Below are 17,795 nucleotides of genomic sequence, written 5' to 3' on the forward strand. Positions count from 1 at the left end.
CACAACGTTTATGCGAGCACTCAGGCTAGTACCGTGCATGTCTGGGTGGAAGTGCGCGATCGCTGGCTGCGGGTCGACGTTCGGGACCGTCGAGGGACTACTCGCCCACCAGGTCACCGACCACGACGCCCACACGTGTGAGGTCTGCGACGAAACCATCCCGGAGGGGTATTTCGCGATCAAGCACGGGCTCGAAGAACACACGCGCGCCGAGTACGTGCGCTACTACGACGGCGACGCCGCCGCCGTGCGCGAACGCGAGGAGGTACTCGACGCCGTCAACGACGCGCTCGATCCGGCGGTGCTCAAAGACCTGCTCAGCGACGAGCGCGCGAACGCATTGGACACCACCGAGCCGGACCCGGTCACCACGAAGTGACCGCCGGGCCTACCGCTCTTCGCTGTCCAAGACGCGGATCTGGTCGCCCCGGACGGTTACGGGGATCGGCACTGTCGCCTCGTACAACTCCACGGTCACCTGGTCTTTGCCCTCGTCGATGCGCTGCACCTGGGCCTTCTCGCCTTTGAACGGGCCGGCGATGAGCTCGACGATGTCGTTCTCGGCGATGCCCTCGACGTCCGGTTTCGGCGAGAGGAAATGCTCGACCTCCGAGATCCCCGACTCACCCGGGACGAGACTCCGGGCGTGTGGGATCTCGTCCATCGTGCGCTCGATGGCGGCCGTGTCCTCGGCCTCCACCATCACGTAACTCGTCAGCGCGTCGGGCGCGAGCACGGCGTGGATCGTGTCCTCCTCACGGTTCGCGATCATGCTCGCGACGGTCTGCTCCTGGCTGGCGGTGGTCTTCACTGCGAACACGCTCATCTCAGATCACCGATACGATCCCGCCCATGATGAGGAACACAACGAACCCGATGGCGCCGATCAGCAGGATGCCTGCGCCGGCGATCTTCGCGATCTGGGAGAACTCCTCCCAGGACGGCGTGCTCGCCAGCCGGAGCACCCGGGTGTATGCCGAAAGCTCTAGGGGAACGTCCATACAGGGGGTCAGACGACGCTAACTTTTTTATCTATTGATGCTGCGGCCGGCACAGACCCCGCGTCACTCCACGTAATCGATGTCCTCGATCTCCGAGCCCGCTTGGGGTTCCGGCTCCGGTTCGGGCGTCGACTCCTGTGCCGGGCCGTCGCCTTCGGCGGCCTCGTTTCGGCCGTAAATCTGGGGTGAATCGACGCCGGTCACGACCACCATCGTCCGCATCTCCTCCTGGATCTGCTCGTCGATGCTCGTTCCCCAGATGATGCGGGCGTCCGGGTCGATCCGGTCGTAGAGCTGCTCGACGACCCCCTCAGCCTCCTCGATGCTCATGCCCGGGCCGCCCGTGACGTTCACCAGCGCGGAGTTCGCCGAGGAGATGTCCACGTCGAGCAACGGCGACCGCAGCGCCGACTGCACCGAATCAGCGGCCTTCGCGTCCGAATCGGCCTCGCCAAGCCCGATCATCGCCACCCCGCCTTTCTCCATGACGGTGCGCACGTCCGCGAAATCCAGGTTCACCAGCCCCGGCTTCGTGATGAGCTCCGTGATGCCTTTCACCGACCGCATCAGCACCTCGTCGGACACCTTGAACGCCTCGCGCACCGGCAGCTTCCCGACCGAGTCGAGCAGCCGGTCGTTGGGCACCACGATCACGGTGTCCGCGACGTCGCGGAGCCGCTCCAAGCCGGCTTCCGCGTTCGTCCGCCGCACCTCGCCTTCCGCGGTGAACGGCGTGGTGACGATCGCGATCGTGAGTGCACCCTGCTCGCGGGCGGCCTTCGCCACGACCGGCGCCGACCCGGTTCCCGTACCGCCGCCGAGGCCGGCGGTCACGAACACCATATCCGACCCCGCGATCGAATCGCGGATCTCGCCTTGGGACTCGATTGCGGCCTCCTCACCGACCTGTGGCAGCGACCCAGCACCCCGGCCTTTGGTCTTCTGTTGCCCCATCAGGATCTTGGTGTCGGCCTCGATGTCGACGAGATGCTGGACGTCAGTGTTCGCCGCAACCAAGTCCGCGCCATGGATCCCCTCCGTAGCCATCCGGTCGACCGTGTTCGACCCGGCACCGCCACACCCAACCACGGTAATATTCGTCTGCAGTTCCTGGAGGACGTCCTCCAGTTCGTTGTCAGTCATCGTGCCGGTCGGGACCGTATCGCCCCCACCGCCAGCGACGTCGGCCGGCTCCGAAGCCGAGTCCTCGGACTCCTCGGCCTCGTCGATGGCGTCCTGTACAATCGAGTCCATTGTTGGCTAACGGGTAGCGTGTGAGGCTTAATTACCTTTCCCCTCATCGTCGGACGGGCGTCGCACGCGCTCTCGCGGCCGCTCGTGGAGGGCAACGTCGGCGCGCACGGTTTCGGTCGTGGTGACCGCTGCCGGCGCGATGGTCCGCCCGTCGTGCTCGATCGCCTCCCCGCCTGCGAGCCGCCCGAACGCCGGGCCTTCGGGCACACCGAGGGCCGCCGCGGCCTCCGGATCGAACACCTCCCGGGTGGCGGTCAGCTCGCCGTCCGCCCGCGACACCGACGCGTACTCGGCGTCGAGCACCGCCGCCACGTCGTCGACAAACGCCTCGTAGGCGTCTGCATCGGGGAACGCCGCTGATCCGGCCAGGCGGCGCCCTGCGTTCACCGTTGTGACGGCGAGTGCGTGACTGCGGCCGGCCGCAACCGTCGCCGCGGTGTCGACGGCGTGGGCGGCGTCGAGCACGGCGTCCGGCAGCTCCACGACGAGATAGCCGCCGGTGTGCGTGGCCGCCGGCTCGCCGAAGCGCAGCCCGTCGTCGACGGTCGTCAGCGACTCTTCCAGGGCAGCCACACGCGACAGCGGGACGCCGTCGGTCTCCCGCACCCACGTCTCCGAGACGACCGTATACCCGAGGTCCCTGATCGTCTCCGTGAGCTCCGGGCGGTCCCCCTCCACCAGCGCGTGCGCCGCACCGCTGGCAGTGAACATCGCGTCGACGACCCCGCGGTGGGCGTCCGGGCGGCCGAGCTCGGTGAGGCTCCAATCGGCGGCCACGTGGCCCACCGGCCAGTCGGTGTCCGCCAGGATCCGTGTCGCCCGCGGGGTGTAATGGCCGCCGCCGAACACCACCACCGCGCGGTCGCCATGCGGGGGGACGCCCCGCAGGTCACGCACTGCGCGTGCGACCGCACGCGCCCCCGCGTCGTCCTGCCACTCGGCGGGCGAACTCCCCAGCTCCACGAACATCGACGGTGCGCCGACGCTCGTCGGGCCGTGGTGGGTGCATTCCATGGCCACGTCGTACTCCGGGGGCGCGTACGACCGCAGCGAGTCAACGACGGCGTGGTGGGCGTTCGGGCACGCCGGGGCGACCGACCGGTCCGCGCCGCCGTACTCCGCCGCTCCGAAGTTCCCCGTGTAGTGTGCGGACAACAACGGGCCGGTATCGCCGCTGTGCCGGGACACCACCACGACCATGTCGACCGCCGCCTCGAAGGCGTCGGCGGCGTCGTCGATGGTGGTGTGGAGCTCCTCGAACACCCGAACTTCGATCCCGTCGGCGCGGTACGCGTCCGGGCCGATGCGCTCGAAGTCCTCGATCTCACGCAGCTGCGCCCAGATGTGTGTGGACGCCTCGTCGGCGCGACTCACAACGATTCCGATCACGCACACGCCTTCGACAGCCCCGGTAAAACGCCTCCCGGTTGCCGCTCATGCCGCCGGCACTTACGGCACCAGGAAGTAGACGAACCCGCCGTAGGACCCGATCAACACCGCACCCTCGACGCGAGTGATGCGGTCGCCGACCGCCATCATCCCCAGCGCCAACACGGTGAACCCGAGCATCACCGGCAACTCGAAGGCCAGCGTGCCCTTCGTGACGGTGATCGGCACCAGGATCGCAACGATCCCGATCACCGCGAGCACGTTGTAGATGTTCGACCCGACCACGTTCCCGATGGAGAAATCCGCCTCGTCGCGCAGCGCGCTCACGACCGACGTGGCGAGCTCCGGGACCGACGTGCCGAACGCGATGACCGTCAGCCCGATGAACAGGTCGCTGAACCCGAACTCCATGAGGACGCCCCGCCCGCCGGTGATGAGCGCGCGGGAGCCACCGAGCAACAGCAGGATCGCACCCACGAGCACCACGTAGTCGCGGGCGGTGGCGGTCGCGTCGTCGTCCATGTCCACGTCGTCGGGCAGCGACACCTCGTCATCCTGCTGGGCGTGGCGGTATATGTACGCCGTGAACACCGCCAACAGCGCGAGCAACGCGACGCCGTCGAGGGCGCCAAGCGTCCCGTCCAGGGACAGCCCGACGAGCGCCAGCGCGGCCGCAAGCATGAACGGCCCGTGGTGGTACAGCAGCGTCTTGTCGACGTCCATGGGCCGGAGCAGCGCCGCCGTTCCCAACACGAGCCCGATGTTCGCGATGTTCGACCCCACGATGTTGCCCAGCGCGATGCTGTCGCCGGCGGTGATGCCGCCGACCGTGCTGACGAACAGCTCCGGCGCGGTCGTCGCGAACGCCACGACGGTGACGCCGACGGTTGCGGCCTTGATGCCGTGGGAGAGCGCGAGCGCGGAGGCGGCGGACACCAGCAGCTCCGCCCCCACGTACAACAGGAGGATGCCGGCAACGAGGATGCCCCCGTTGACGAGCAGCGAGTCGGCCATACGGATCGAAACCAGGCAGCGAGTAAAAAACGGTTCGGTGTGCGACCAGTTATGCTGCTGGCGCGACGAGCCGGCGCATGGACGTCTACGGACTGATCGGGAACCCGGTCGGGCATTCGCTGTCGCCGCCGCTGCACGCGGCCGCCTACGACGAGTGCGGGCTCGACGCCCGGTACGTGACCTTCGAGCCGGCACCGGACGACGCCGCGGCCGCCATCCGAGGGGCTGGCGCGCTCGGCGTGGCGGGGCTGAACGTCACCGCGCCGTTCAAGCAGTCGGCCGCGTCGGCGGTGGCGACCGACTCGATGGCCGCCCGGGTGGGCGCCGTCAACACCATCGACTTCTCCGGGGCCGCGCCCCGCGGGTACAACACCGACGTTGCGGGCGTGAAGCGCGCGTTCGCCCACCACGACGTGTCGCTGTCGGGCACGCAGGCTGTGGTCGTCGGCGCGGGTGGTGCCGGCCGCGCCGCCGCGTTCGCGCTCGCCGACGCCGGGGCGACCGTTCGGATCGCCAACCGAACACGGGCGGCCGCCGACGAACTCGCCGCCGACGTGGGTGGCACGGCCGTCGGCCTCGGTGACCTGCCGCGGAGCCTCGCCGACGCGACGGTCCTGGTCCACGCCACCACGGTGGGGATGGACGACCCGGACACGTCGCCGGTGTCCGCCGACGCCCTCCACGACGATCTCGCCGTCCTAGACGCCGTGTACTCGCCGGTTGAGACGCGGCTGCTGCGGGACGCCGCGGCCGCCGGCGCAACCACGATCGACGGCGCGTGGATGCTGCTCTATCAGGGTGCCGAGGCGTTCGAGCGCTGGACCGGCCTGGACGCCCCCGTGGCGGCGATGCGCGCCGCCCTCCGTGCACGGCTTTAAGTCCGCCGGGGGTATATGTGCGACCAATGGGTCTGCTCTCGAAACTCAAGTCGTTGTTCGGGGCTGCTGACAACGACCATCCGCCAGGCAGTGGCGTCGACATCACTGTCGAGCACGAGCCCGACGCCACCACCGAGCGCGCCGTCAAAGGTGCGGAGTCGACGCCCCAGGCCACCGACGACAGCCAGCCTGCCGACGCCGAGCCGGCCGCCGGCGATCTCACCGACATCACGGGCATCGGGCCGGCGTACGCCAGCCGCCTCGCGGACGCCGGCGTCACGACACCACAGGAGCTGGCCGCCGCCGACACCGACGACATCGCGGCGGCGACGGATCTCTCCCCGAAACGCATCCGGCGCTGGCGCGACCGCGTCGGCGACCAGTAACGTGGCGACACCGCATGCCTGACTCGGCGGCGCTTGCGACCGACCCCGCGGCGTTCCGCGACGCCGCCGGCGACGCCACAGCACCGACGCGTGCCGTAGTCGAGGCGCGCCTGCCGGTCACCGACCCGTTCGCGGCGTACCGGCGCGCCCGCGGCGACGCCCCGTCGTTCCACTACGAGACCACCGGCGGCAGCGACGGCTGGGGCTACTTCGGCGTCGATCCGGCGTCGATGCTGCGGGCCGACGGCGCGGGCGCGCTCGACACCGTCCAGGCCGCCGTCGGCGCGCGCCTCGCTCGGGTCGACTGCGACGTCCCACACCCCGGCGGCCTGTTCGGCTGGCTCAGCTACGACATCGCCCGCGAACTCGAAGCGATCCCTGACACCACCACCGACGCGCGCGGGCTGCCCCGCCTCCAACTCGGCGTCTACCCCACGATCGCGGCGTGGCGCGAGCCGTTCACGCCTGGGGACGACCTCCGCCTGATCGCCGCCGTCCCGGTCGACGAGTACACCCCCGACGGCGCGTTCGAGGCCGGCCGCGACCGCGTGCAGGCGCTTGCGGCAGCCATCCGGGACGGCGACCCCGCGGTCGGCCCGCCGCCCGCCGACTCCCCCGCGCCGTTCGAGAGCGCGGCCGGCCGCGCGGCGTTCGAGGCGCGGGTCCGCCGCATCCAGGACGCCATCCGGGACGGCGACACCTTCCAGGCGAACGTCAGCCACCGCCTCGACGCCCCGGCGGCCGTCCACCCGGTGGCGGTGTTCGAGGCGCTCCGGGACACCAACCCCGCGCCCTACTCGGGGATCGTCGAGTTCCCGGGCGTCGATCTGGTGTCGGCCAGCCCGGAGCTGCTGCTCGCGCGGCGCGGCCGCGAGCTCACCACCGAGCCGATTGCGGGCACACGCCCCCGCGGGGCCACCCCCGCCGAGGACGACGCCGCCCGGGCGGCGCTCCGCGCCGACGACAAGGAGCGCGCCGAGCACGCAATGCTGGTCGATCTGGAGCGCAACGACCTCGGGAAGGTCAGCGAGTACGGCTCCGTGGCGGTCCCGGACTACCGGCGCGTGGACGCGTACAGCGAGGTGTTGCACCTCGTCAGTGAAGTCACGGGCCGGCTCCGCGAGTCGTGTTCGCTCCGTGACGCGATCGCCGCGGTCTTTCCCGGCGGAACTATTACCGGCGCGCCCAAGCCCCGTACAATGGCGCTCATCGACACCGTCGAAGCCACCCGCCGGGGCCCCTACACGGGCAGCCTCGCCGCCATCGGGTTCGACGGTGACGCCACGCTCAGCATCACCATCCGAACGCTCGTCAGACGCGCCGCCACCTACCACCTGCGCGTCGGCGCCGGCATCGTCCACGACTCCACGCCCGCAGCCGAATACGACGAAACCCTCGCGAAAGCCCGCGCACTCGTCACCGCGCTGGGGGACGCCGGCGGCATCGGGCGCGTCGCCGACACGACGCCCGACAACTCGTGACCCGCATCCTCGTCGTCGACAACTACGACTCGTTCGTGTACAACCTCGTGCAGTACGTCGGCGCGGCCGCCGACGACGTGGTCGTCCGGCGGAACGACGCCATCGACACCGCCGCCGTCCGCGACCTCGACCCGGACGGGATCGTCGTCTCCCCCGGCCCCGGCACGCCCGCCGACGCGGGCGTCACCGTCCCCGTGTTCCGTGAGTTGTCGTACCCGACGCTCGGCGTGTGCCTGGGCCACCAGGCGCTGTGTGCCGCCGCGGGTGCCACGGTCACGGCCGCCCCACGGGTCGTCCACGGCAAACCCTCGACGGTCCGCCACGACGGAACGGGCGTCTTCGCTGGGCTCCCGGACACGTTCGACACCGGCCGGTACCACTCGCTGTCCGTCCCGGAATCGGGGCTGCCCGATGCGGTGGTGCCGACTGCCCGCACGACCGACGGCGTCCTCATGGGGGTCCGACACCGGGACGCGCCACACGTCGGCGTACAGTTCCACCCCGAAAGCATCCTCACACCGGTCGGCTCCGACCTCATCACCAACTTCCTCTCCCTATGCGATACCACGTAAACGGCGCGCTCGTGGACGCCGCCGACGCAACCGTCAGCGTCCGCGACCGCGGCTTCCAGTACGGCGACGCAGCGTTCGAAACCATGCGCGCGTACGGCGGCCAGACGTTCGCCTGGACCGCCCACTACCGCCGCCTGCAGGCCACCTGTGACTCGCTGGGCATCGACCACGACCTCTCGGAGGCGGCGCTGCGGGGGCGCGTCCACGAGACGCTCGCCGCCAACGACCTCGCGGACGCCTACGTCCGGCTGTCGATCACTCGGGGCGTCCAGGACGGCCGGCTCACCCCGCGGGACACGACCGATCCGACCGTCGTCGTGGTGGTCGACGCGCTCCCCCGCGGCGGCGTCGACGGCGACCCGGTCTGGTCGATGCCCGCCACCGTCGAAACCACGACGATCACCCAACACCGCGACACCACCATCCCCAGCACCGCGAAAACCCACAACTACCTGCCCGGCGTGCTCGCCCGCCGCGACATCGCCGCCGACGCCGACGAAGCGCTGTTCGTCACGCCCGACGGCCACCTCACGGAGGGCGCTGCGAGCAACCTCTTTTTCGTCGCCGACGGCACCCTCTACACGCCCAGCGGCGATCTCGACGTGTTGCCCGGGATCACGCGGTGGGCGGTCGCCGAACTCGCCGCCGAGCACGGGCTCACGGTGCACACGGGCGCGTACACGCCGTCCCGGCTCTACGACGCCGACGAGGCGTTCCTCACGAACACCACCTGGGAGGTGCGCCCCATCGCGCGCGTCGACGACGCCACGTACGACACGTGCCGGATCGGGGCCGCCCTCGCCAGCGCGTACAACGCCGAGATCGAACGCCGCCACTACTAGGGGCCACCAGTGCGTTCAAGCAGCCCGCGCCAATACGCACTGGTAATGGTTGACGGCGACACCGACGGTGGGGACGCCGCTGAGCCGGCCCCCGGCGACGGCGCACAGATCGCGTCCGTGACGGACCTCCAGGCCGGCGACAGCTTCCGGTTCACCGTCCGGGACCGCGACAGCGGCGACGAACAGGAGGCGATCCTCGTGGCGCTGTCCGACGGCTCGATCACGGGCTGGCTGAACTACTGCATGCACTGGACGGACGTCACACTCGACTCCGGGTCGGGCGCAGTCCGCGACGGCGAACTGGTCTGCCGGAAACACGCAGCCACCTTCGACCCCACTTCCGGCGTCTGCACACACGGCCCGTGTGAGGGGGCGACACTCACCGCCGTCGACGTGACCGTCCAGGACGGCACCGTCTCGTTGACCGATCCGGACTACGAGTTTGTCATGCAGGGCGTCGACCCCGGCGACCCCGCGGACCTGTCCACGTCCCCGGGCTCCCGCATCGGGTTCTAAGCCGGCTCCACGACGAACGCCGGCTCCGCGATCGACTCGCTTTTGCACTCCGGACACCGCGACGGCACGTTCACGGGGTCGTCGAAGTCCTCGAAGCCACAGTCCCGGCACGCCGGCGGTCGCACCAGCAACTCCTCGTCGGCGCTGTCCAGGCTCTCGGCGATATGCCTGACGTGGGTCAGGGCTGTTCCGCGCGCCACGTCGAACGCCGCCGCGACCTCGCTCGGCGTTGCCGGCTGCTCGCGGAGCGCCGCCCGGACGCGCTCTCGGGTCGTTCGGTCGTCCATACGTAGCCAGTGTCGCCGGATGAAAAAGGACTTACCGGACCGTGTGGACCTGGTTGATATGAAAGCCGTCGTGCTCGCCGGCGGATACGCGACCCGGCTTTGGCCGATCACGAAAGACCGGCCGAAGATGTTCCTGCCGGTCGGCGACTCCACCGTCATCGATCGCATCTTCGCGGATCTCGAATCCGACGACCGCATCGACACCGTCTACGTCTCCACCAACGAGCGGTTCGCCGACGAGTTCCGCAGCCACCTCGCGGAGCGCTCCTTCGAGAAGCCGCAGCTGTCCGTCGAAGACACCACCGACGAGAACGAGAAGTTCGGCGTGATGGGCGCGCTCGCGCAGCTCGTCGACCGCGAATCCATCACCGACGACCTGGTGGTGATCGCCGGCGACAACCTCATCTCCTTCGACGTTTCCGCGTTCGTGGACTTCTTCGCCGCGGACGACGCCGACAACCCCACGATCGCCGCCTACGACGTGGGCAGCTACGAGCGCGCGCAGTCCTACGGGTTGGTCGAGCTGCACGGTGACGAGGTCATCAACTTCCAGGAGAAGCCCGACGACCCCAACAGCACGCTGGTCTCCATCGCGTGTTACGCCTACCCCGAATCGGTCGTCGAGGACATCGACACGTACCTCGCCGCCGACGGCAACCCCGACGAACCCGGGTGGTTCGTGGAGTGGCTACAGGACCGCCAGTCCGTCCGCGCGTTCACGTTCGAAGGCGCCTGGTTCGACATCGGCACTCCGGAGTCGTACCTCGACGCCGTCGCGTGGACGCTCGACGGCGACAGCATCGTCGCCGACGACGCCACCGTCTCCAACACCACCATCGGCGAGAACGTCCACGTGTTGCCCGGCGCCGAGCTGACCAACTCCACGGTTTCCAACAGCGTCATCTTCCCCGACGCCACGCTCCGGGACTGCGACGTCCGTAACTCCATCATCGACGAGGACACCGTCCTGGACTCCATCGACTTCTCGGGCGCGCTCATCGGCGCCCACACCACCATCGAGAACGGCCACGACGCGGACGGCCGCTAACTACGGCCCGAGGCACGCCTCGGTGATCTCGATGTGCCCGCGGTCGCCCGCCCACACGGTCTCGTAATCGAGTCTGATCGGGCGGTCCATATGCGGGGCGTCAGTCACTAACGTTTCGAACTCGCCGCCCTCGCCGAGCACGTGCACGCCGTACTCGTCGTTGAGCGCGGCGAGCGCCGCCAGCGCGTCACGGTCAAGGCGTCGCCCCAGCCACGACTCGTCGAGCCCGTAGGCCGCCACCTGAATGATGCGGATCTCGAACCCCGCCGTGAGCATCGCATCAGCCAGCTCCCGGGGCGGCTGCTGCCAGAGGGGCGCGTACAACTCACACCCAAGCCGGTCGCACATTCCCTCCATGCGGCTGGTCTGGAAGTCGCTCTCGACGGCCCCCGCGATCACGCCCGCGAGCCCGCCGTCCAGGGTATCGGCAACGTCGGTCACGGCGTCCTCCAGCGGTTCGAGCTCGGTGTCGCCCTGCGCGCCCGCGTCGGCTACGTCCGCCGTCTCGAAGGCGTCCGGCGTCACGTTCACCACTGGTATGCCGATGCTCTCGGCGGCGAGCTCCGCGAGTCGCGTCGCCGGGACGTGGTACATGTACGAGTCGCTTTCCGGATGCACCGTCACCAGCCGGCCGACGTCCAAGCCGGCTTCCAGCGCCCGGTAGAGCGCCCACGAGGAGTCTTTGCCCCCGGAGAACAGGCCCACCCATTGTCCGTCAGTCATGCTGACGCGTTGTCCCACCAGCCCGATATACTTGCTCTTCGCGGCGTCACTGCTCGGCGGAGCGCTCCACGTCGCGGATCGTCACGCCCGAGACGTACGTCGCAACGCGAATCCCCGCAACGCTCACCAACACCCCCAACACGACGAACACCGCGAGCCGTTGCTCGGGGGAGACCCGGAACCCCCGCACGGAGAGCGCGCCCAGCGCGGCGCTCGGGGCAGTCAACGGGGCCACGATGCCGGCGCGCTCCATGAAGTACACCGCGAACCCGCGAACCACGAGACCAACCGCAAGCACGCCGAACGGCAGGTTCACGAACGACGTGCGCACGTCGTCGTTGCGGATGTACTCGTCGAACAGCCGGCCGCCGCTGGCGGTGAGCGCGCCCAACGTGACCCAGGGAATGCTGTAGTAGGTGAACGTCATCGCGGCCACAAGCCGGGACAGCCCTGCGGCCTGGTTCGTGAGCCCGAGCGCACCCGCAAACACACCCACGAGTCCGAGGCCGCCCGCGACGACGTACGTCACAATCGACACGCGCCCGGAGTACAACGCGTCCCGCGCCTGCCCGGGGAGCGCGGCCACGTACTCGTCGACCCCCAGGCCCTTGTACAGTAAGAACAACCCGATCACGGTGGTGATGCTGGCCGCTGCAACCGCGAGGCTGCCCGTCACCATCATCAACCCGGGGAACACGAGCAACACGATCCCGACCGGAACCAGCACGGTCTGGCGCAGCTCCTCGTCGGCGAGGAACTGCTTCAGGAGGTAGTACGTCGACTCCAAGTCTCGGGCCTGGCGCACGACCACGCGATCGACCGCGTCGACCTGAATGCGGCTTTCGACGATCGGCACGACGCGCTCGTCGGCCGCGCTGTCGACCACGACCACACAGGAGTCCGGGTCGTGGCGGTCCACGAGGCTGTCGAACTGTTCGGCGACCGACCGATCCGCGGTCACCCCATCCCCGGTCGCCGACACCGCCGCCACCACGGCGTCGTCCGCGCCGTCCCGCAAGTCCCGCGTCACGCGCAACGCCTCCAGGAGGCAGTTGACACTCGCGTCCTCCGGATCGGCAACGCCCATATCCGTGACCAACGACTGTACGGCCTCCCAGCCGGCGATCGGCGTCCGCAGTCCGGTCTGTCGGGAAATATCACCGGCCCGGTCGACGCACACCACCAGCGTACGCATCTCTCGGTTCGACGGTTACGTCCCCATCACAAAAACTTCGTGGGGCTGCCACGGCCGACGGCATGCGAACCCGTTACAGGTGGCCGGACTTCTGGAGCTTGCGGAGGTCCTCGGTGTCGAGGGTCTCGCCCTCCTTGAACCGCTCGTAGATCTCCTCGGCTTCCTCGCGGGCTTCCTCCTGCTCTTGGGCGCGCTTGTCCTTCTCCTCTTCTTCTTCCTGCTTGTCGAGTTCACGCAGTCGCTTCTGGACCTCGACGAACGCCTCGTGGTGGGCGTCGGCCGCTTCCTGGGCTTCGACGAAGTCCTCGTGCATCTCGTCGGCCTCGTCCCGGATGTCGTCGGCCTCCCGATAGGCCTCGATCATCTGGTTGTGGTGCTCTTGGGCCTTGTCCGCGAGCTCCGTCACCTTCTCGTGGTGCTTGGAGGCTTCCGCCCGCACGGACTCGGCTTCCTCGACGAGCCCTTCCAGGTCGCCGGACTGGTCGAGTTTCTCCTCGCGGTCCTGGTACTCCTCGCGCTTCCCCTCGATCTTCTCGATGAGTTCGCGCTCGTCCTCGGTGGACAGGACTTCGGTCTGTTGCTTGAACTCCAGCTCCTCGATCTCCTCTTTGAGCTGTTCGAGGTCCTTGCCCTCGTCGAGCTCGAGGTCCTCTTTGCGCTGCTCGACCTCGTCGAACAGCTCGTTGGCGTCCGCGTTCAGATCGTTGCGGATCTCCTTGTGCTCCTGGACGCGCTCGTTGAGCTCGTCGCGCTTCTCGCGGTGCTCTTGGGCTTCGTCGACCTTCTCTCGGGTCTTGGCGTTCAGGTCGTCGCGCTCCGACGCCCGGGAGCTCGCGAGCTGATTCAGCTCGTTGCGCCGGTCGCGGAACTGGCCGGCGTTCTTGATGAGCTGGCCCTTGGATTTGTTCTGGAGTTCGTCGTCAGTAATGAGTTCGTCGGCGGTCGATACCTCGATGGTTGTTTCTTCCTCAGCCATTGTTCAAACCTCGATGCCATTCCGCTGGCGCGCTCGCGATAGCAGTCGCTCGAGAGGTCGTCCGTTCCGGTCGGAAGGAGAACGTCCTGTCATTCTCTCGGGCTGTACACGAACGCTCGCAGCGTTCAGGTGACAAGTAGTACTCCGGGATACCACTTAACGTTTGCGTGTGTCCGCCCCCCGCAATCTGTCCCCTGTGCCTGCCACCCCCCTGCTGTCCGTGACCCCGCCCCCGAACGCCGTCCACAAGTGCGTTCGGCTGCTGCCCGGGCGTATGGATGTCTCCGTGAGTGCCACCGGCCACGACAACGTCACCGCACGCCACGACAGCACGCTCGAACTCACCACCGACGACTTCCTCACGCCGGCCGGCGACTGCATCCTCGGCATCGACGCTGACTGCTCGCCAGCGGCGTTCAGCGACGCGTTCGTCGCCGCCTGCCAGGACGCCGCCGCCACCATCACGCTCGTCCTCGATACGCCCCACCACCGCGACGAAATCACGGGCTCGGGCCACCCCGACCTCACCTTCACGAACGACCGCAGCATGGTCGGCCGCACCAGCACGTACGTCGACGACCGCACGGTCTTCGTGGACGCCGACAAGGCCGCCGCGGACGTCGACCGCGAGCTGGTCGCTGCGCTCGCCGACGGCGCGCCGCTCACCGCCACGCTGCGCGTCGACTGACGGTACAGCCGCCCCGAACACCCGGGATTTAGGGGTGGCTCGCCCCGAGCGTTCGGTATGGCTGATGAGCCAGCCGAGAACATCGCCGGTGGAGACGACAGCCGCCCGACCACGTTCGCGTCCGGCGCGGACCCGACGCAGGCAGCGCTCGTGGTCGACCGCCTGGGGGAGCTGTACTGGCAGAAAACCTACGGCGGCCGGGCCGCCTTCGAGTGTCTGGTGCGCACGATTCTCAGCCAGAACACCAGCGACAAAGCCAGCCAACCCGCCCACGACGCGCTCATGCAGCGCTACGGCGCGGCCGCCGACGACCTCGCGGCGGCGCTCGCCGATGCCGACCAAGACGTGCTCGCGGACACGATCTCGATGGCGGGCCTCTACAACCAGAAGTCGGCCACGATCATCCGGATCGCCGGCCGCGTCTGCGAGGAGTACGGCGGCGCGGACGGCTTCGACGCGTTCGTGCGCGAGGGCGACCCCGACGCCGTCCGGGCGGCGCTCCTGGACATGACCGGCGTGGGGCCGAAGACGGCCGACTGCGTGTTGCTGTTCGCCGGCGGCGCTCCCGGCGTGTTCCCCGTCGACACACACGTCCACCGGATCGCCCGGCGCATGGGGATCGCGCCCGCGGCCGCCGACCACGAGGCCGTCCGCGCCGCGCTCGAAGCCGCGGTTCCCGACGCCGCCTGCGGGTTCGGACACACCGCAATGATCCAGTTCGGCCGGGAGTACTGCACGGCACGCGACCCCGCCTGCATCGACGATCCTGCGGCGTGCCCGCTGGCCGAACACTGCGATCGCGTCGGCGTCGACGCCGCCACCGGCGCGGTTGTCGACCCCGCCGACGCCGACTAACTCAGGACTGGGTGGCGTTGCGGGTGACGTTCCTCAGCGTGTCGGTGCCGATGGTCGCGTTCTCCAGGGACGTGTTGTTGGCGATCGTTTCGTTGCCCTCGTAACTGAACTCCGTGTCCGACGCCGGGCCGGCACTGAGGAACGGCAGGTTGAGCTCCCACTCCGCGCTCACGGAGAACCGCGAGAACGGATCAGAGAGGAACTCCTCCAGGGGCCCGATCCCGTCGAACTGCAACTGGAGGTCGATGACGATGACCCGGGTGTCGAGCGCGGTTCCGACCGCGCTGAATCCGAGATCACCGGCACCACCGAGGTTCGTCAACAGGTCGAGGTGGAGCCAGAACGTGATGTGGGGGCTGTCACCCCCGACGTCGAACCGGTACCCGCCGTCACCGTCGACTTTCGGCCCGCTGCCCGCCTGCTGGGCGGCACCACCGCCGGTGAACGCGACGAGCACGACGATGGCCATTCCGATCGCGCGAAGCGGCGGGCGATTCACGCCAACACATACCGGTGGTATGATAATAGACCTGTCGGAACACCGATCACAGTTGATAGGTCACCGCGACCACCGCCACGGCTGTGGCCGGCTACACGAACCGGAACGTTTCGAGGTTCTTCGGCGCGAACGTCCGCATGTTGAACTCGTGGTACAGCGCCGACGAGAGGTCCTGTGTGGAGGACTCGTCGCCGTGGACGCACAGCACTTTCTCCGGCCGGGGGTTCATCGTGCGCACGAAGTCTTCGAGGCCCTGGCGGTCGGCGTGTCCGGAGAAGCCGTCGACGGTTTCGACGCCCATGTTGAGTTGGAGGTGCTCGGTGCGGCCGCCGCCCCGAGAGTCGGGCATCGGGATCTTGTCCCGGCCGGACTGAATGCGGCGGCCAAGCGTGCCCTGGGCCTGGTAGCCGACGAACGTCAGCGTCGAATCGGGGTCCGGCGCGATGTGTTCGAGCCACGACATGATGGGGCCGCCGGAGACCATCCCCGACGTCGAGAGGATGATACACTGGTCGTCGTCGGCGACCGCTTGGCGTTCCTCCTCGCCGCCGTCGATGTGGTTGAACTGGGGCGCGAGGAACGGATTGGAGTCGCTGTGGAAGATGCGATCCCGGAGGTCGTCCCGGAGATACTCGGGATAGGTGGTGTGGATGGCAGTGGCCTCCCAGATCATGCCGTCGAGGTGGATGGGCATCTCGGGGATCTCGCCCTCCCGCATCGCCTCTTCGAGCACGAGCATCATCTCCTGGGACCGGCCGACGGCGAACGCCGGAATGAGGACCTTGCCGCCGTCCTCGTAGGTCTCGTTGATGACGCGTTTGAGCTTGCGCTCGGAGTCCTCCTGGTCGGTCTGGTAGTCGTTGCGGCCGCCGTACGTGGACTCCATCACGAGCGTCTCCACGCGCGGGAAGTCGTTGACAGCGCCGTTGAACAGTCGGGTGTCGTCGTAGTGAATGTCCCCGGAGAACGCGACGTTGTAGAGGCCGTCCCCGATGTGGAAATGGGAGACGGCCGACCCGAGGATGTGACCGGCGTTGTGGAACGTGAGTTTCACGTCCGGCGCGATGTCAGTGACATCGCCGTACTCCAGGGGGATGCAGTGCTTGATCGCTTCCCGCACCATCTCGGAGTCGTACGGCGGTGCCCGCCCCTCCTTCGCGGCCACGTCCAAGTAGTCCAGGGTCAACAGACCCATCAGGTCCCGGGTCGGCTCCGTGCAGTAGATCGGGCCGTCGTAGCCGTACTTGAACAGCAGCGGAATGAACGCCGAGTGGTCGAGGTGGGCGTGGGTCAAAATCACCGCGTCGATCGTGTTCGCGCCGCCCGCCAGCGCCTCCTGGACCTGCAGATACGGGACTTCGTCCTCGCTGCCGGGTTTGTCCCCGCAGTCGACGAGAATCCGCGTTTCCGGCGTCGAAAGCACGAAGCTGGCGCGCCCGACCTCCCGACAGCACCCCAGGGTCGTCACGCGCACGTACTCGTCGTCCTGCATCTCCTCACGGTGGATCTGGCGCCCGACCGTTTCGAGGATGTCGCGGCGCTCGTCGCGCTCCTGTTTGAGGAAGTTCCGGACGTTCGAGACCGTCGAGGACTCGATCGGTGGCGTGCGCACGACCTCCGGAGTCCACCCGGCTTCCTGTGTGATCTCCCGCAACGTGGAGCCGTGGCGGCCGATCACCATGCCGGGCTTCTCGGCTTCGATGACCACCTCGCCGGTGTCCTCGTGGAAATCCAGGTTCGTGACGCCGGCCTCCTCGGGGATCACGTCGAGGACGCGGTCGCGGGCGCGCTTCGGGCTGGAGAGCACCGCCGGATCCGGCCGCACGGTGATGCGCTTCCGGAGCTTGGACGCCAGCCGGCGAACGAGGTCGCCGTCCTGTGCGAACTGTTTGGGGTCCCGGGTGTAGACGACGAGCTCGGGGCCTTCGTATTTGACATCGGTGACCGAGATGTCCGCCGGAATTTCGCTGACGATTTCGTCCTGTAACTCCTCAAGTTGACGGTCTACAGTACTCATAATCGGTTAACACGGGGTTCCCGAGTGTGGCGACACCGTCCGTGACGGACCTGCGACGATGTGGGCCGGTGTGCGCGGGGCCCAGGGGGCACGGTGGCAACCACAGCGGTATCATTGGCAGTAGTGAGATGCTGTTCCCGGCCGGCCGTCGGCCGGGCCGCGGGAACGATGTGG

At 68.5% G+C, this 17,795-nt stretch carries 21 protein-coding genes; 10 read left to right on the forward strand and 11 right to left on the reverse strand.

Annotated features, from left to right (window positions below; translation table 11 throughout):
* Positions 1-37: 37 nt before the first annotated feature.
* Positions 38-379 (forward strand): hypothetical protein, encoded by a 342-nt coding sequence (locus JT689_RS02870; protein WP_012289147.1) that lies wholly within the window; start codon positions 38-40, stop codon positions 377-379.
* 9 nt (positions 380-388) lie between these two features.
* Here the strand turns inward: JT689_RS02870 and JT689_RS02875 are convergent, their stop codons facing one another.
* From JT689_RS02875 to JT689_RS02895, 5 genes are all read right to left on the reverse strand, one after another.
* Complete coding sequence (locus JT689_RS02875; protein ID WP_010902230.1) at positions 389-826, reverse strand: transcription elongation factor Spt5; 438 nt, start codon at positions 824-826, stop codon at positions 389-391.
* 1 nt (position 827) lies between these two features.
* The gene (locus tag JT689_RS02880; RefSeq protein WP_205251461.1) at positions 828-1,001 is read right to left on the reverse strand and encodes a protein translocase SEC61 complex subunit gamma; all 174 of its coding nucleotides are present in this window, start codon (positions 999-1,001) and stop codon (positions 828-830) included.
* A 63-nt stretch (positions 1,002-1,064) separates the two neighbouring features.
* Positions 1,065-2,255: a cell division protein FtsZ gene (gene ftsZ / locus JT689_RS02885; RefSeq protein ID WP_010902232.1), complete on the reverse strand. Its 1,191-nt coding sequence runs from the start codon at positions 2,253-2,255 to the stop codon at positions 1,065-1,067.
* Between the two features lie 27 nt (positions 2,256-2,282).
* Positions 2,283-3,644 (reverse strand): D-aminoacyl-tRNA deacylase, encoded by a 1,362-nt coding sequence (locus tag JT689_RS02890; RefSeq protein WP_205251462.1) that lies wholly within the window; start codon positions 3,642-3,644, stop codon positions 2,283-2,285.
* Between the two features lie 60 nt (positions 3,645-3,704).
* Positions 3,705-4,658, reverse strand: a complete 954-nt coding sequence (locus JT689_RS02895) for a calcium/sodium antiporter (RefSeq protein ID WP_205251463.1) — start codon at positions 4,656-4,658, stop codon at positions 3,705-3,707.
* A 77-nt stretch (positions 4,659-4,735) separates the two neighbouring features.
* On the opposite strand from JT689_RS02895, the gene JT689_RS02900 reads away from it, so the two are divergent.
* Genes JT689_RS02900 through JT689_RS02925 form a run of 6 tightly spaced genes read left to right on the forward strand, consistent with a single transcriptional unit; the run spans position 4,736 to position 9,333 of the window.
* Positions 4,736-5,536: a shikimate dehydrogenase gene (locus JT689_RS02900; RefSeq protein WP_205251464.1), complete on the forward strand. Its 801-nt coding sequence runs from the start codon at positions 4,736-4,738 to the stop codon at positions 5,534-5,536.
* A gap of 26 nt (positions 5,537-5,562) precedes the next feature.
* Complete coding sequence (locus tag JT689_RS02905; protein ID WP_012289149.1) at positions 5,563-5,922, forward strand: helix-hairpin-helix domain-containing protein; 360 nt, start codon at positions 5,563-5,565, stop codon at positions 5,920-5,922.
* 14 nt (positions 5,923-5,936) lie between these two features.
* Positions 5,937-7,403, forward strand: a complete 1,467-nt coding sequence (gene pabB, locus JT689_RS02910) for an aminodeoxychorismate synthase, component I (RefSeq protein WP_205251465.1) — start codon at positions 5,937-5,939, stop codon at positions 7,401-7,403.
* On the forward strand, positions 7,400-7,975 hold the full coding sequence (locus JT689_RS02915) for an aminodeoxychorismate/anthranilate synthase component II (RefSeq protein WP_205251466.1): 576 nt from the start codon (positions 7,400-7,402) through the stop codon (positions 7,973-7,975). Before pabB ends, JT689_RS02915 begins: the two co-directional genes overlap by 4 nt.
* Positions 7,960-8,817 (forward strand): aminodeoxychorismate lyase, encoded by an 858-nt coding sequence (locus JT689_RS02920; RefSeq protein ID WP_205251467.1) that lies wholly within the window; start codon positions 7,960-7,962, stop codon positions 8,815-8,817. The genes JT689_RS02915 and JT689_RS02920 overlap by 16 nt, the downstream gene beginning before the upstream one ends.
* Positions 8,818-8,862: 45 nt before the next feature.
* Positions 8,863-9,333 (forward strand): Rieske (2Fe-2S) protein, encoded by a 471-nt coding sequence (locus JT689_RS02925; protein ID WP_010902240.1) that lies wholly within the window; start codon positions 8,863-8,865, stop codon positions 9,331-9,333.
* On the opposite strand, the gene JT689_RS02930 is transcribed toward JT689_RS02925, so the two are convergent.
* Complete coding sequence (locus tag JT689_RS02930; protein WP_205251468.1) at positions 9,330-9,620, reverse strand: transcriptional regulator; 291 nt, start codon at positions 9,618-9,620, stop codon at positions 9,330-9,332. The genes JT689_RS02925 and JT689_RS02930 overlap by 4 nt on opposite strands.
* Before the next feature lie 58 nt (positions 9,621-9,678).
* On the opposite strand from JT689_RS02930, the gene JT689_RS02935 reads away from it, so the two are divergent.
* Complete coding sequence (locus JT689_RS02935) at positions 9,679-10,668, forward strand: NDP-sugar synthase (protein WP_205251469.1); 990 nt, start codon at positions 9,679-9,681, stop codon at positions 10,666-10,668.
* On the opposite strand, the gene JT689_RS02940 is transcribed toward JT689_RS02935, so the two are convergent.
* From JT689_RS02940 to JT689_RS02950, 3 genes are all read right to left on the reverse strand, one after another.
* Positions 10,669-11,391 carry a diphthine--ammonia ligase gene (locus tag JT689_RS02940; RefSeq protein WP_205251470.1) on the reverse strand — a complete coding sequence of 241 codons (723 nt, stop codon included), beginning with the start codon at positions 11,389-11,391 and terminating at the stop codon, positions 10,669-10,671.
* Between the two features lie 46 nt (positions 11,392-11,437).
* The gene (locus JT689_RS02945; protein ID WP_205251471.1) at positions 11,438-12,586 is read right to left on the reverse strand and encodes a DUF373 family protein; all 1,149 of its coding nucleotides are present in this window, start codon (positions 12,584-12,586) and stop codon (positions 11,438-11,440) included.
* Positions 12,587-12,659: 73 nt separating this feature from the next.
* Positions 12,660-13,562: a coiled-coil protein gene (locus tag JT689_RS02950; protein ID WP_010902245.1), complete on the reverse strand. Its 903-nt coding sequence runs from the start codon at positions 13,560-13,562 to the stop codon at positions 12,660-12,662.
* 274 nt (positions 13,563-13,836) lie between these two features.
* Between JT689_RS02950 and JT689_RS02955 the strand changes: the two genes are divergently transcribed.
* Together JT689_RS02955 and nth are read left to right on the forward strand one after the other, a co-directional pair.
* Positions 13,837-14,250 (forward strand): DUF371 domain-containing protein, encoded by a 414-nt coding sequence (locus JT689_RS02955; protein ID WP_205251472.1) that lies wholly within the window; start codon positions 13,837-13,839, stop codon positions 14,248-14,250.
* A 57-nt stretch (positions 14,251-14,307) separates the two neighbouring features.
* A complete protein-coding gene (nth, locus tag JT689_RS02960; protein WP_205251473.1) occupies positions 14,308-15,105 on the forward strand; it encodes an endonuclease III in 798 nt (265 codons plus the stop codon).
* 1 nt (position 15,106) lies between these two features.
* Here nth and JT689_RS02965 read toward each other — a convergent pair whose 3' ends face one another.
* Positions 15,107-15,604, reverse strand: coding sequence for a hypothetical protein (locus JT689_RS02965; protein WP_229373392.1), 498 nt, complete (start codon positions 15,602-15,604; stop codon positions 15,107-15,109).
* Between the two features lie 91 nt (positions 15,605-15,695).
* Positions 15,696-17,621 (reverse strand): beta-CASP ribonuclease aCPSF1, encoded by a 1,926-nt coding sequence (locus JT689_RS02970; RefSeq protein ID WP_205251474.1) that lies wholly within the window; start codon positions 17,619-17,621, stop codon positions 15,696-15,698.
* Positions 17,622-17,795: the final 174 nt, after the last annotated feature.

The sequence above is a fragment of the Halobacterium sp. GSL-19 genome (assembly GCF_016917855.1).
GTDB classification, from domain to species: Archaea; Halobacteriota; Halobacteria; order Halobacteriales; family Halobacteriaceae; genus Halobacterium; species Halobacterium salinarum.

Bases quoted from the DNA above. Each gene is read 5' to 3' on its own strand.
- JT689_RS02870 (WP_012289147.1), top strand. From the start codon at position 38: ATGTCTGGGTGGAAGTGCGCGATCGCTGGCTGCGGGTCGACGTTCGGG.
- JT689_RS02875 (WP_010902230.1), bottom strand. From the start codon at position 826: ATGAGCGTGTTCGCAGTGAAGACCACCGCCAGCCAGGAGCAGACCGTC.
- JT689_RS02880 (WP_205251461.1), bottom strand. From the start codon at position 1,001: ATGGACGTTCCCCTAGAGCTTTCGGCATACACCCGGGTGCTCCGGCTG.
- ftsZ (WP_010902232.1), bottom strand. From the start codon at position 2,255: ATGGACTCGATTGTACAGGACGCCATCGACGAGGCCGAGGAGTCCGAG.
- JT689_RS02895 (WP_205251463.1), bottom strand. From the start codon at position 4,658: ATGGCCGACTCGCTGCTCGTCAACGGGGGCATCCTCGTTGCCGGCATC.
- JT689_RS02900 (WP_205251464.1), top strand. From the start codon at position 4,736: ATGGACGTCTACGGACTGATCGGGAACCCGGTCGGGCATTCGCTGTCG.
- JT689_RS02905 (WP_012289149.1), top strand. From the start codon at position 5,563: ATGGGTCTGCTCTCGAAACTCAAGTCGTTGTTCGGGGCTGCTGACAAC.
- pabB (WP_205251465.1), top strand. From the start codon at position 5,937: ATGCCTGACTCGGCGGCGCTTGCGACCGACCCCGCGGCGTTCCGCGAC.
- JT689_RS02920 (WP_205251467.1), top strand. From the start codon at position 7,960: ATGCGATACCACGTAAACGGCGCGCTCGTGGACGCCGCCGACGCAACC.
- JT689_RS02925 (WP_010902240.1), top strand. From the start codon at position 8,863: ATGGTTGACGGCGACACCGACGGTGGGGACGCCGCTGAGCCGGCCCCC.
- JT689_RS02930 (WP_205251468.1), bottom strand. From the start codon at position 9,620: ATGGACGACCGAACGACCCGAGAGCGCGTCCGGGCGGCGCTCCGCGAG.
- JT689_RS02935 (WP_205251469.1), top strand. From the start codon at position 9,679: ATGAAAGCCGTCGTGCTCGCCGGCGGATACGCGACCCGGCTTTGGCCG.
- JT689_RS02940 (WP_205251470.1), bottom strand. From the start codon at position 11,391: ATGACTGACGGACAATGGGTGGGCCTGTTCTCCGGGGGCAAAGACTCC.
- JT689_RS02945 (WP_205251471.1), bottom strand. From the start codon at position 12,586: ATGCGTACGCTGGTGGTGTGCGTCGACCGGGCCGGTGATATTTCCCGA.
- JT689_RS02950 (WP_010902245.1), bottom strand. From the start codon at position 13,562: ATGGCTGAGGAAGAAACAACCATCGAGGTATCGACCGCCGACGAACTC.
- JT689_RS02955 (WP_205251472.1), top strand. From the start codon at position 13,837: ATGGATGTCTCCGTGAGTGCCACCGGCCACGACAACGTCACCGCACGC.
- nth (WP_205251473.1), top strand. From the start codon at position 14,308: ATGGCTGATGAGCCAGCCGAGAACATCGCCGGTGGAGACGACAGCCGC.
- JT689_RS02970 (WP_205251474.1), bottom strand. From the start codon at position 17,621: ATGAGTACTGTAGACCGTCAACTTGAGGAGTTACAGGACGAAATCGTC.